The sequence below is a fragment of the Sphingomonas liriopis genome, assembly GCF_024211255.1.
GTDB classification, from domain to species: Bacteria; Pseudomonadota; Alphaproteobacteria; order Sphingomonadales; family Sphingomonadaceae; genus Sphingomonas; species Sphingomonas liriopis.
In genome coordinates, this window is record NZ_JAMLDY010000002.1 from 1 (window position 1) to 12,177 (window position 12,177).

At 68.9% G+C, this 12,177-nt stretch carries 14 protein-coding genes and 1 tRNA gene; 5 read left to right on the plus strand and 10 right to left on the minus strand.

Annotation, left to right across the window (positions count from 1 at the left end; translation table 11 throughout):
* Positions 1-1,450: pseudouridine synthase (locus M9979_RS01400; RefSeq protein ID WP_254287555.1), on the minus strand; the 1,450-nt coding region annotated here is incomplete at its 3' end.
* Positions 1,451-1,577: 127 nt separating this feature from the next.
* Here M9979_RS01400 and M9979_RS01405 point away from each other — a divergent pair.
* On the plus strand, positions 1,578-2,012 hold the full coding sequence (locus M9979_RS01405) for a response regulator (RefSeq protein ID WP_254287556.1): 435 nt from the start codon (positions 1,578-1,580) through the stop codon (positions 2,010-2,012).
* A gap of 121 nt (positions 2,013-2,133) precedes the next feature.
* Positions 2,134-3,471, plus strand: a complete 1,338-nt coding sequence (locus tag M9979_RS01410; protein WP_254287766.1) for an AmpG family muropeptide MFS transporter — start codon at positions 2,134-2,136, stop codon at positions 3,469-3,471.
* A 395-nt stretch (positions 3,472-3,866) separates the two neighbouring features.
* On the opposite strand, the gene yihA is transcribed toward M9979_RS01410, so the two are convergent.
* The 6 genes from yihA to M9979_RS01440 form a co-directional block, all read right to left on the minus strand.
* Positions 3,867-4,532: a ribosome biogenesis GTP-binding protein YihA/YsxC gene (gene yihA / locus M9979_RS01415; RefSeq protein WP_254287557.1), complete on the minus strand. Its 666-nt coding sequence runs from the start codon at positions 4,530-4,532 to the stop codon at positions 3,867-3,869.
* Positions 4,529-6,232 (minus strand): membrane protein insertase YidC, encoded by a 1,704-nt coding sequence (gene yidC, locus M9979_RS01420; protein WP_254287558.1) that lies wholly within the window; start codon positions 6,230-6,232, stop codon positions 4,529-4,531. Before yidC ends, yihA begins: the two co-directional genes overlap by 4 nt.
* Before the next feature lie 33 nt (positions 6,233-6,265).
* Positions 6,266-6,478 carry a membrane protein insertion efficiency factor YidD gene (yidD, locus tag M9979_RS01425; RefSeq protein ID WP_254287559.1) on the minus strand — a complete coding sequence of 71 codons (213 nt, stop codon included), beginning with the start codon at positions 6,476-6,478 and terminating at the stop codon, positions 6,266-6,268.
* Entirely contained in the window at positions 6,475-6,903 is a 429-nt protein-coding gene (gene rnpA / locus M9979_RS01430; protein ID WP_422921413.1) for a ribonuclease P protein component, read from the minus strand. The genes yidD and rnpA overlap by 4 nt, the downstream gene beginning before the upstream one ends.
* 2 nt (positions 6,904-6,905) lie before the next feature.
* Positions 6,906-7,040 (minus strand): 50S ribosomal protein L34, encoded by a 135-nt coding sequence (gene rpmH / locus M9979_RS01435; protein WP_017978410.1) that lies wholly within the window; start codon positions 7,038-7,040, stop codon positions 6,906-6,908.
* 90 nt (positions 7,041-7,130) lie between these two features.
* Positions 7,131-7,406, minus strand: a complete 276-nt coding sequence (locus tag M9979_RS01440) for a hypothetical protein (protein WP_254287560.1) — start codon at positions 7,404-7,406, stop codon at positions 7,131-7,133.
* Positions 7,407-7,521: 115 nt separating this feature from the next.
* Here M9979_RS01440 and M9979_RS01445 point away from each other — a divergent pair, with 115 nt between their 5' ends.
* Complete coding sequence (locus tag M9979_RS01445) at positions 7,522-9,030, plus strand: YifB family Mg chelatase-like AAA ATPase (protein ID WP_254287561.1); 1,509 nt, start codon at positions 7,522-7,524, stop codon at positions 9,028-9,030.
* Positions 9,031-9,046: 16 nt separating this feature from the next.
* Here M9979_RS01445 and M9979_RS01450 read toward each other — a convergent pair whose 3' ends face one another.
* Positions 9,047-9,187: a hypothetical protein gene (locus tag M9979_RS01450; RefSeq protein ID WP_254287562.1), complete on the minus strand. Its 141-nt coding sequence runs from the start codon at positions 9,185-9,187 to the stop codon at positions 9,047-9,049.
* A 148-nt stretch (positions 9,188-9,335) separates the two neighbouring features.
* Here M9979_RS01450 and M9979_RS01455 point away from each other — a divergent pair.
* Positions 9,336-9,420: transfer RNA gene (locus M9979_RS01455), tRNA-Leu, on the plus strand.
* 60 nt (positions 9,421-9,480) lie between these two features.
* On the opposite strand, the gene M9979_RS01460 is transcribed toward M9979_RS01455, so the two are convergent.
* Complete coding sequence (locus M9979_RS01460; protein ID WP_254287563.1) at positions 9,481-9,861, minus strand: hypothetical protein; 381 nt, start codon at positions 9,859-9,861, stop codon at positions 9,481-9,483.
* 204 nt (positions 9,862-10,065) lie between these two features.
* Between M9979_RS01460 and M9979_RS01465 the strand changes: the two genes are divergently transcribed.
* Entirely contained in the window at positions 10,066-10,785 is a 720-nt protein-coding gene (locus M9979_RS01465) for a nuclear transport factor 2-like protein (RefSeq protein ID WP_422921414.1), read from the plus strand.
* A 169-nt stretch (positions 10,786-10,954) separates the two neighbouring features.
* Here M9979_RS01465 and M9979_RS01470 read toward each other — a convergent pair whose 3' ends face one another.
* Positions 10,955-12,043, minus strand: a complete 1,089-nt coding sequence (locus M9979_RS01470; RefSeq protein ID WP_254287565.1) for an SPL family radical SAM protein — start codon at positions 12,041-12,043, stop codon at positions 10,955-10,957.
* Positions 12,044-12,177 lie beyond the last annotated feature (134 nt).

The window sequence follows — 12,177 nt, forward strand, 5'->3', positions numbered from 1 at the left end:
GGCCGCCGCGCGGGGCGTCGCCGTCGCGGGGCGGCCGGGCGCCGGACCGCGCCGGGCGGCTGCCGGCGGGCTTGGCGTCGCCGGAGCGTGATCTTTCGGAGCTGCGACCCGGCTGGCGATCGTCAGCTTTCTCCCAAGGCTTGATCGCCGATCCACCGGTCGGGACGTTCATCCGCGGCACCGCGTCGTCGCGGCGCTGCGGACGGGCACCGGGACGCGGCGGGCGGGCACCGGCGGGCTTCGCCTCGGTGCGATCCGGGCGACGGTCGTCACCGAACCGGCTGCGGGAGGGCTCGCGGTCGCCGCCGCGATCGGTGCGGGGCTGGAAGGTCTTGCGCCCATCCTGACGCGCACCTGCGGACTCCGCGCGGGCAGGACGATCCGTGGTTGCCGAGGAATCGCCACGCCGTGGCGCGCGACGGCCGCCGGCGGGAGCGGGCGTCCGCGCCGGGCGGTCCTCCGTCCGTGGCGCCTCGGCGGCATGCGTGCGGGCACGCGCCCCGCGATCGACGGTCGGTGCGCTGCGGAAGCCGTCGCGCGCTGGTGCGGCGGCGCGGGCACCCGGGGCGGGTGCGGCGCGGGGCGCCTTGCTGGGCGTTTCGACCGGGCGGGGGCGGGCACGCGCGCTGCGGTCCACCGTCGGTGCGGTGCGGAAGCCGTCGTGCGGCGCCTGCACGATCGGCTCGTCGGGCGCGCCGCCCTTCAGCGTGCGGCGGAAGGCGACGACCTCATGCTGCTTGACCTCGCCGACGCCGCCGGCGGGCAGGTCGCCGAGCACGAACGGACCATAGCGCGTGCGGATCAGCCGGCTGACCTGCAGCCCCAGATATTCGAGCACGCGGCGCACCTCGCGGTTCTTGCCTTCGGTGATCGTGATCTCGATCCACACGTTGGCGCCGGTGCGCCGTTCGATATTGGCGTCGATCGATCCGTAGCGGATGCCCTCGATCTCGACGCCCTCGGCCAGTTCCTCGAGCTGTTGCTGCGTGACGTTGCCATAGGCGCGCGCGCGATAGCTGCGCTCGACGCCGGTCGAAGGCAGTTCGAGCTGGCGCTTGAAGCCGCCGTCGGTGGTCAGCAGCAGCAGCCCTTCGGTATTGAGATCGAGCCGCCCGACCGGCACCAGCCGCGGCAGGTCGTGGGGCAGGCGATCGTAGATCGTCGGCCGCCCCTTGGGATCGCGCTCGGTGACGAGCAGCCCGGTCGGCTTGTGGTAGAGGAACAGCCGCGTCGGCTCGGGCAGCGCTACCGGCTGGCCATCGACGGTGACGCCGCGCAGCGATTTCAGGATCGTCGCGGGCGTATCGAGCACCGTGCCGTCCACCGCGACGCGGCCCTCGGCGATCATCCGTTCGATCTCGCGGCGGCTGGCGACGCCGGCACGGGCGAGCAGTTTGGCGATGCGGTCGCCGGCGTTGGCACCGGTCTGGGTTTCGGGAGGTTGGGCCATGATCCGCCCATAACGCGCAAAGTGCGGGCAGAGCGAAATTATTTGCGTCGCTTGCCGTCGATACGCGTTATCTTGCGTGAGCGTAACAATCCATGGACGCCGGCAGGACGAGGGGCAGAGCGGGCGCATGTTGTTCGGGAAGAAGAAGCGACGGATCGAGCGGTTGCTCGTCGTGGAGGACGAACCGCTGATCGCGTTCGATACCGAACATGTCCTGACCGACGCGAGTTACGTCGTGGTAGCCACCGTGGATCGGGTTGCCGATGCGCTCGCCGTGCTGCGGTCGGGCGTGGGGATCGATCTGGTGCTGGTCGATGTCAGCCTTGCCGACGGATCGGGTCTCGACGTCGCGCGTGCCGCGGGCGAGGCGGGCGTGCCGGTGCTGTTCGTCACCGGCAATTGCCCGGTCGAGGCGGTGACGCTCGCCGCCGGGTGCCTCGCCAAGCCGTATCAGCAGCGCGACCTGATCGGTGCGATCGAGGCGATCGACGCGACGCTGGCGGGCAAGCCGCCCAGGCGCCTGCCGACCGGATTGCGATTGTTCGAGCGCGCCGCCGGCTGAGCCCATCCCCGCAAAGCCGCTGGTCGCCCGCGAAATTGGCGCTAGTGTCCCGCGCATGTTGACCGGCAGTAACCTGTATTTCCTGATCGTCGCGGCGATCGCCGTCCTGCTGATCGTCGCGATGCGACGGTCGACCGCCGTGCGCGCGAGACTGGCGCCGCTCGCGCCCTATGCGGAGCGTGGGCCGATCGCGGTGTTCTTCATGGGCATCTCATCGGGCCTCGCCTTCACGATGATCGGCGCGACGCTGACGACGCGGTTGAAGCAGGACGGGCTCGACAAGGCGACGATCACCGCCTTCACGCTGGGCTTCCTCGTCTACAACCTGAAGCCGTTATGGGCGTGGATGGTCGATGGCGTGACGCTGCCGCTGATCGGCCGGCTGGGGCAGCGCGTGTCGTGGGTGCTACTGTCGGGCGTGCTGGTGATCGCGGCGGTGACCAACCTCGCCTTCGTCGATCCCGCCGCCGATCTGCAGGCGACGATCATCGCCGCGATCCTGGTCGGGTTCGCCGGCGCGACCTACGATATCGTCATCGACGCCTATCGCATCGAGACGCTGGAGCCCAACCAGATGGGCGTCGGTTCGGGGATGACGCAATATGGCTGGCGGATCGGATCGGTGCTCGCCGGAGCGCTGGCGCTGGTGATCGCGGCGCGGTCGAACTGGCATGTCGCCTATCTCGCCTGCGTCGTCTTCGCCCTGCCGGCGATGATCGTCGCGCTGGTCCGCGGCGAACCGCATCGCCGGCGCGAACCGATCAAGCGCCATGGCGCGGCCGAGATCGTGGCTTCGATCGCCAACCCCTTCCTCGAATTCTTCCGCCGGCACGGCGCGTTCGTGATCCTGGCGTTCATCCTGCTGCACAAGATCGGCGATACGCTGGGGCAGCAGGCGCTGCGGCTGCTGCTCGACGACCTGCATTTCAGCAACGACGAGATCGCGTTGTACGACGTGATGATCGGTTTCTGGGCGTTCTGGATCGGCATCGCATTGGGGGGCGTGCTGTATGCGCGGATGGGTCTCAAGCGATCGGTGATGCTCAGCCTGGTGCTGATGATGGTGTCCAACGCCGGGTTCGCGCTGCTCGCCGGGGCGGGGCACAGCAACATCGGCCTGGCGGGCGCGATGGCGTTCGAGAATCTGGCGAGCGGCATCGGCGGCGTGACGGTGGTCGCCTATTTCTCCGCACTGTGCGACCTGCGCTTCACCGCCGCGCAATATGCGCTGATCTCGGCGGCGGCGAGCATCGTCGGGCGCGTGCTGACCGCGACGACCACGGGCAAGCTGGTCGACAGCTTCGGCTATGTCGCCTTCTACTGGGGCACGACCGCGGCGGCGTTGCCCGGCGTGCTGCTGTTCTGGTGGATGAGCCGGTCGGGCCTGATCGACCGTTCGATCGGTAGCGCCGGGGTCGCCGGCGAGGGCGACGTTCGCGCGGAGCATCCCGAAGACTAGGATCGATCGACATTCAGACGGGTGAACGACGATACGTCCTCCCCCCACGACAGGGCTATCGCATATGGCCGCGTGACAACCGGCAGCCTGGAATAGTTCGTCACCCCGGACTTGTTCCGGGGTCCACCGTGCCGCAAGCTTCGAAACGACAAGTTCGCCGAACCGTGGACCCTGGAACAAGTCCGGGGTGACGAAGGAATTGGGGAGCCGCCGGCCAATCACTCATATGCAATAGCCCTGCCCGCCAAAGGGGGCGGAATGTCTCTACGCCGCTGAATGTCGATCCCGCCTAGACGTTTAGTCTAGCGCATCTCCCGTTCGCCGTGAGCTTGTCGAGACGCATTGAGAGTTCCCCTGCTTCGACAGGCTCGGCACGAGCGGTGGCTGGGTCTGGATCAGCCCACCGCCTCGAGCACCGCCGCACGCAGTTCGGCGATGCCCATGCCGCCTTCGCTCGACGTCGCGAGGATATCAGGGTGGGCCGCCGGCCGCTTGCGCGCTTCCGCGGCGACGCTGTCCATCACGTCGGCGAGTTCGGTCGCTTTGACCTTGTCCGCCTTGGTGAGGACGAGGCGATAGCTGACCGCCGCCTTGTCGAGCATTTCGAGAATGTCGCGGTCGACGTCCTTGATGCCGTGCCGCGAATCGATCAGCACCAGCGCGCGCTTCAACGTATCCCGCCCGCGCAGGAAGTCGTTGACCAGGAACCGCCACTTTTTGACGACGTCCTTGGGGGCCTTGGCGAAACCATAGCCCGGCATGTCGACCAGCCGGAACGCCAGCGGCGCGCCGACGTCGAAGAAGTTGAGCTCCTGCGTGCGGCCCGGCGTGTTCGAGGTGCGGGCGAGGCCGTTTCGGCCGGTCAGCGCGTTGAGCAGCGACGATTTGCCGACATTGGAGCGGCCGGCGAACGCCACCTCGGGCACGACGGGTGCGGGCAGATGTTCGAGCGCGGGCGCCGATTTGAGGAAGCTGACCGGACCCGCGAAGGTCTTGCGCGCGTGCTCGATCAGCTCAGCCGAGAAGCCATCGTCCTCGGGAATGGCGATGTCCTCGCTCACTTGGCGGCCGCGATCTTGAGGTCGGGGTGGCGCGCGTAGAGCACGCGCTGCTGCAGGATCGCGAGGAAGTTCGACGCGATCCAGTAGACCTGCAGCCCGACCGGATAGCTCGCCATCACGAACATCAGCACCCAGGGGATGATCGCGAACACCTGCTTCTGCGTGTCGTCCATCGGCGCCGGGTTGAGCTTGAACTGGAAGTACATCGAGATGCCGAGGATGATCGGCACGACGCCGATCGCGATCATGTGCGGCGGGGTGAAGTGCAGGAAGCCGAACAGGTTGAGCGGGGTCAGCGGATCGGGCGCGGACAGATCCTTGATCCACGCGACGAACGGCTGGTGCCGCATCTCGATCGTCAGCATCAGCACCTTGTACAGCGCGTAGAAGATCGGGATCTGCAGCAGCGTCGGCAGGCAGCCGGCGACGGGATTGACCTTCTCCGTCTTGTAGAGCGCCATCACCTCCTGCTGCATGCGCGGCTTGTCGTCCTTGTAGCGCTCCTGGATCGCCTTCATCTTCGGCTGGATGCCACGCATCTTCGCCATGCTGGCGAACTGGCGCTGCGCGATCGGGAACATCAGGCCGCGGATGGTCAGCGTCAGCAGGATGATCGCGAGACCGAAATTGCCGACCATGCGGAACAGCCAGTCGAGATAGGTGAAGATCGGCTTTTCGACGATCTCGAACCAGCCCCAGTCGATCGCCTTGTCGAGCTTGGTGACGCCGGCGTCGTTCTCGTAATGCTGGAGCGCCTTCACTTCCTTGGCGCCCGCGAAGAAGCGGCTGGTCTGGGTCAGCGCGCGGCCGGCGGGCAGCAGCTTGGGTGCGAAGGCATAGTCCGCCTGATAGGCGGTGTTGGCGCCGGCGCGGAACTGGCCGTCGAACTGTGCCGCCTGATCGGGGACGAGCGCGGTCAACCAGTATTTGTCGGTGAAGCCGAGCCAGCCGCCGGTCGTGGTGAACTTCTCGGGCGCCTTGTCGAGGTCCTTGAACTTGGTGCCGTAATCGGCGCCGCCGCCATGGACCGCCATCGGGCCGGTGTGGATCTGCCACGTGCCGGGGTCCTTCGACACGCCGACGCGGTTGACGTAACCATAGGGCGCGACCGGCACCGGTGCGGCGCCGGCGTTCTGAACCGTTTGGCGAACGGTGAACATGTATTGGTCGTCGACCGACAGCTCGATCGCGAAGCGCTGACCCGTAGCGTTGGCGGCGGTCAGCGTCACCGGGCGACCGGGGGCCAGCAGCTGCGACGAGGCGGTCCACACCGCGTCGGCAGCGGGCGGTTTCAGCCCGTCGTCGCGCCAGCCGAAGCCGGCGAAATAGGCTTCGGGTGCGCCGGCGGGCGACAGCAGCCGGATCGGCGGCGAATCCTTGGCGATCGTTTCCTTGTACCTGACCAGCACGAGGTCGTCGATGCGCGCGCCCTTGAGGTTGATCGAGCCCTGCAGGGTCGGGGTCTGGATGCGCACGCGCGGGCTTTCGCCGAGCACCGCCTGGCGGCTGCGCGTCGCGGCGGGCGCGTCCGCGGTCGGATCGGCGGTCTTGGTGGTCACCGGCACCGACTTGCCGTTGACGATCTTCGTCACCGGCGGGTTGGCGACGGGGAAGAACTTGCCCTGGATCAGCGGCCAGGCGAACAGGATCACCGCCGCGATCACCGCGAACAGGACGAAATTCTGACGGTCTTTGTTCAAGGTCTCAGCCCCTTTTGCCGGTCGGGCGGCGTCTCATGGGACGGGATCGGGTCCGTACCCGCCCCAAGGATGGCAGCGCGCAATCCGCTTCGCCGCCAGCCAGCCCCCTTTGGCCGCGCCATAGCGGCGAAGTGCGGTGATTGCATAGGCCGAACACGACGGCTGGTAGCGGCAGGTCGGCGGCAGGATCGCCGATGGCCCCATCTGCCAGCCGCGCGCGATCAGGATCAGCAGCCGCGCGATCATCGGCGCGGCTTGCGCGGCCCGCGCGGTCGCGCCGGGGAATCCTCGCCACGGGCGATCTTGCCGAGCGCCTTGGCGAATTCCGCCTTGAGCAGCGCATGGTCGCGCTCGATCCCGCCGTCGCGACCGATCAGCACATGGTCGGCGCCGCGGATGCCGCCGGCGGGCAACAGCTCGCGCGCCAACGCCCGCAGCCGCCGTTTCATGCGGTTGCGGACGACGGCGTTGCCGATCTTCTTGGTGACGGTGAAGCCGACGCGGATCGCGGGATCGCCGTCCTTGCGGTCGTGCACCAGCAGGACGAATCCCGGCATCGGCGCACGCCGCCCGGCATTGGCCGCGAGGAAATCGCGGCGCTGCGTCAGCGTCCGTATCGCGGCATCGCCGACGGAAGCATGGACGTCGGCAGCACCGACGTCCGGCGTCACGGTTACGCCGACAGCTTCTTGCGGCCGCGCGCGCGGCGGGCGCGGATCACCGCACGGCCACCGACGGTCGCCATTCGCGAGCGGAAGCCGTGGCGGCGGGCACGCACCAGGTTGCTCGGCTGAAAGGTCCGCTTCATGATTCATTCCTCGAATACGTCGAAATAGAAAACGGCCGCCACGCGGGACGGCCTTGATGGCGTCGCGCTTACCGGGGCGAACCGCGGAAGTCAACGCGGGCGCAGTTTGTCGCGCGCGTGGCGACGAAGGGCGCTCCGCCGCCGCATCGCCCGATCGACCAGCCCGCCGATGCGCGGCCAGCGCCGCTTCGCGCGGGCGAACCGCACCTGCGCCCAGCGGGAATTGCGCAATACCAGCACCAGCCCGCCGGCGAACAGGAAGATGCCGCCCGGCCCCGGCAACGGCCCGACGATCCCCGCCGCCACGATCAGCAGGATGCCGAGCGCAAGCTGCAACGCGCGGCTGACGGGATGGCGATCGGTCATACGGCCTCAATTGGCGATGGTGCATTGCTTGCACAAGACACCTTGGAAAATCTTGGTTGATCGGTTCCCGCGCTTGCGAAAGCGGCTATGAACGCGGGCTGACGGGGGGACGGGCATGGCGGCGATCGTGCAGACGGTGGCGTATCTGGGGCTGGAGGCGCGCGGCGTCGAGGTGCAGGTGCAGCTCATCCCCGGCCTGCCCGCCTTCCACGTCGTCGGCCTGGGCGACAAGGCGGTCGCCGAAAGCCGCGAGCGCGTCCGCGCCGCGATCTCGGCGATGGGCCTCGCGCTCCCGCCCAAGCGGATCGTCGTCAACCTGTCGCCCGCAGACCTGCCCAAGGAAGGCTCGCACTTCGACCTGCCGATCGCGCTCGCGTTGCTGGGCGCGATGGGGGTGATCGACGTCGAGGGGCTGGCCGATTACGTCGTCGTCGGCGAACTCGGCCTCGACGGTCGCATCGCGCCGTCGCCGGGCGTGCTGCTCGCGGCGTTGCACGCGGGCGCGGAGGGCAGGGGCCTCGTCTGCCCCGCCGCGCAAGGCTCGGAAGCCGCCTGGGCCGGCTCGATCGAGGTGCTCGCCGCACCCGACCTGCTCGCGCTCATCAACCATTTCAAGGGCCATGGCCTGCTCGCCCAGCCGCAGCCGGGTGAGGTCGAACCCGCCGGCCACGGCCCTGACCTCGCCCAGGTGAAGGGGCAGGAGGTCGCCAAGCGCGCGCTGGAGATCGCCGCCGCCGGTGGTCACAATCTGTTGATGGTTGGCCCTCCGGGTGCGGGCAAGTCGCTGATGGCATCCTGCCTCCCCGGTATCCTGCCGCCACTCGACGCCGCCGAAGCGCTGGAGGTGTCGATGGTCCAGTCCGTCGCCGGCACGCTCGCCGGCGGTCGCCTCACCCGCGCCCGCCCGTTCCGCAGCCCGCATCACAGCGCGTCGATGGCGGCGTTGACGGGCGGCGGGCTGAAGGTGAAGCCGGGCGAGGTCAGCCTCGCGCATCTCGGCGTGCTGTTCCTCGACGAGCTGCCCGAGTTCCAGCGCGCCGTGCTCGATTCGCTGCGCCAGCCGTTGGAGGCGGGCGTGGTCAGCGTCGCCCGCGCCAACGCCCACGTCACCTTCCCGGCGCGCGTCCAGCTGATCGCGGCGATGAACCCGTGCCGCTGCGGCCATCTCGGCGACGCCAGCCTCGCCTGCGCCCGCGCGCCGCGCTGCGCCGCCGATTATCAGGCGAAGGTGTCTGGGCCGCTGCTCGATCGCATCGACCTGCACGTCGAGGTCGCTGCGGTCAGCGCCGCGGACCTTGTGCTGCCGCCGCCCACCGAAGGATCGGCGGAGGTCGCCGCGCGCGTGGCCGCGGCGCGCGCCATCCAGACGGCACGCTATGCCGGCGGACCCGCGCGGACCAATGCCGAGGCCGATGGCGCGCTGCTGGATACGGTCGCGACCCCCGACGACGCCGGCCGCCGCCTGTTGGCGCAGGCGGCCGAGGCGATGCGCATGTCGGCGCGCGGCTATACCCGCGTATTGCGCGTCGCGCGCACCATCGCCGATCTCGCCGGCCACGACGCGGTGGGCCGCGTCCACGTCGCGGAGGCGCTCAGTTATCGCCGGCGCGCGCCGACCGCCTGATCGCCAGGCGCGGCGGTCATTCCGAGGCGGGCTGGCGCTGGTTCATCAGCTCGATGCAATCGATGAGCAGCGCCGCGATCACGTGCTCGCCCAGCGCATCGGCTTCGGCCAACGCATTCGACAGCAGATCGCGCAATTCCTTGTGTTCGACCACCATGCCCGCCCCATCTGCAATGTCGTCGGACGGTACAGGGCCATCCGGATCGGTCCTTCACCTGTGTCAATCAAAGCCGGCATTATTCGCGCGCCATGCCGCTATGCGCTTGCGATGACGTCCGCCACCCGCTACCGGGCGACGCTTCGCTGCCCCTGTGGCGAAATTGGTAGACGCATTCGACTCAAAATCGAACGCCGCAAGGCATGCTGGTTCGAGTCCGGCCAGGGGCACCACTTTTCGTCAGAAACCGGATCGATCGGCGGCACCACCCGAAGGCGATGCCGCCCGACCGGTCAGGCCTTCTTGCGCGCGCGGTTCGGGGCGGCGGCGGCGGCGGTGTCCTCTTCCTCGTCGCGGTCTTCCTCGCCCGCCTCGGTCAGCGCCTCGCCGAGCGCGCGCAGCTTGTCTTGCCCGCTATCGGCCTTTTCGGCGATCCGCGTCGTCGCGGCGCCCAGCCGGTGGAGCAGGGCGTGGACGCGATCGGCGTCGGCTTCGTCCTTTTCCAGCTGTTTGCGCAGCGACGTGAGGTCACGCAGGATGCCCTTCGACCCCGGTACGTCGAGATCGGCGAGCGCGGCCTCCCAATCCTCGATCATCGTCACGCCCTTGGCGGGCTTGGTGCCGTCGAGCCCTCGATTGATGGCGTTCATCGTGCCTGCGAACTTTACGGCCATGCGGTGATCCTTCGTTAGTGCACCCCAACGATGCGACGACCAACGCATGCCTGCGGCGATCGGGTACGACCGATCGTGCGCGGTTCGTCGCGAAACGCGAAAGTGCTGCGGCGCGCGATCGGCGGGTCGTGCGTTATGGCATTTCCCTGAAGGCGGCTTGAGGCGCAGATGAAACCGATCCGATTTTGGCTTCCCTTACCCCTGTTGCTGACGCTGGTGGCCTGTGGCGCGTCTTCCGATGCTGCGGAAGAGGCGCCGGTCAACGTCACGCCGCCGCGCGCGGGCATCACGGCGACAACCGCACCGGCGCCCGTTCCGACGCCGCGCACCGTCGCGGCAGCGCAGTCCGATCGGCCGGTGTCCTGCGCCGCGCAGATCGGCGCGGCCGCCGCCGCCCGCCGCGCGGCGATCTGCCGCGACGTTTCGCCGGCGACGCATCCGCCGTGCAACGTCGCCAACAGCTGCGCGATGATCGACGACGAGATCGCGCGCAGCTGCGCGCTGTTCGACGGACAGGGCGCGCCGATGCAGGGCTGCGGGCCCGATCCCAAGAGCATGGAGGCGGCGGCGGACGTCGTGCGGCGCTATTATGCGGCGATCGGCGCGCACGACTATGCGACCGCGTGGCAGCAATGGGGCGACGACGGCCGGCCGGGACAGAGCTTCGCCGCGTTCGAGGCGGGCTTCGCGCATACCAGGTCGACGCGCGTGACGATCGGCCGCCTGCAACCCGGCGACGGCGCCGCCGGATCGATCTACCAACCGGTGCCGGTCACGGTCGAATCGACACTCGACGACGGTACGCACCAGCGTTTCACGGGGACGTATGTCGTGCGCCGCGTGAACGGCGTCGATGGCGCGACGCCGGGACAATTGCGCTGGCATATCGGCGATGCGAAGCTGGTGCGTGCGCCGGTTGGGTAGGGGAGGACGCGGTGTGGGGACGACGCTTTATCCCTCCCGCATTCGTCACCCCAGCGAAAGCTGGGGTCTTTCGCCATTAGGGAATGACGGTTCGTTCCACCGGGAGACCCCAGCTTTCGCTGGGGTGACGGTAAGAGAAGAAGGTGTTGGCGGCGGGACGCCCCCCCCACTACGTCCAGTACAACACCCGCGCGAACGGCAGCGTGTCGGCGATGCGGCGTTCGAAGAACCCGCGCAGCATCCGCATCGTCGCGGCGTCGTAGACCTGCTTCTCGCTGCCGAACTTGGTCCGCTTGGTGACGCGGTTCTGCGCGGTCATGTCGAGCGCCGACCCCGGATACCAGCTGTCGAGTACCGCCTTGGACCCCGTATTGAACCGGTGGGTGATGAGCTCGATCGTCAGGTCGAGCCCCGCCACCCCGGCCAGCACCGCGGCGACGTCGTCGACCAGCCCGCCATAGGCGTCTTCCCACCCGTCCGCGGCGATGATCGGGGCGATCGTCAGGCCGATCGGATATCCCGCTTCCGCCATCCGCCGCAGCGCCTCCAGTCGCTCGGCGACGGGCGCCGTCCCGCCTTCGAACCGCGCGAAGGCGCGCGGATTGATCGACGCGCGCATCCGCGTGCGGCCGCGATGCGCGATGCCGAGCAGCGGATCCACATCGGCGAACTTGGTGGTGAAGCGCAGCTGCGCCTCCGCCTCCCACTGGCCGAACCAGGCGATCGCCGCCGACAGCGATCCCGTCAACGGCTCCAGCGCCAGCGGATCGGTGTAACAGGAGGCCTCGAACGTCGTGCCCTCATGCGCGCGGGCGGCCGTGCGCGAAGTGATCGTGCCCCGGCCCAGATAGGCAGGAAGGCTGCCCAGGATCTCGTCGAGATTGGCATAGACGCGCGTGATCGGCGGCCCCTTCAGCGACCCCGCCAGATAGCAATAGCTGCAATGCGCCGGACAGCCCTCGGCCAGATCGACGCGCCAGTCGGCGCTCGGCGCGATCGGTTGCAGCCGCCGCTTCGACGGCGGCGCGACGACCAGCGCCAGCGTCGCCTTCGCCTCGGCATAGGCGCGGCGCGGATCGTCGGGCAGCGCGAGGGTGAGCCGGTCGCCCGGCAGCGCCACGACCTCGATACCGAGCGCCTCGGCACGGGCGATGATCGCACGACCGTGATCGAACGCCCGCGCCGCACGCGTCGCGATCAGCCGTCGCGGTCGCCAGCTGCGCGACGTCGGGGGCGATGATGCAGAGGAAATGTCCACCGTGACCGAACGAGCGGCGTGGGGGCTTGTTCACATCGCCGGATCGACAGCGACGGATGAGCGCCCCGCCTTTGGTGCTGTCCGTAGGACGGGGCGCTGGTCTCCGTAGTGACCAGTCCCCCGTGTGGGCGTTC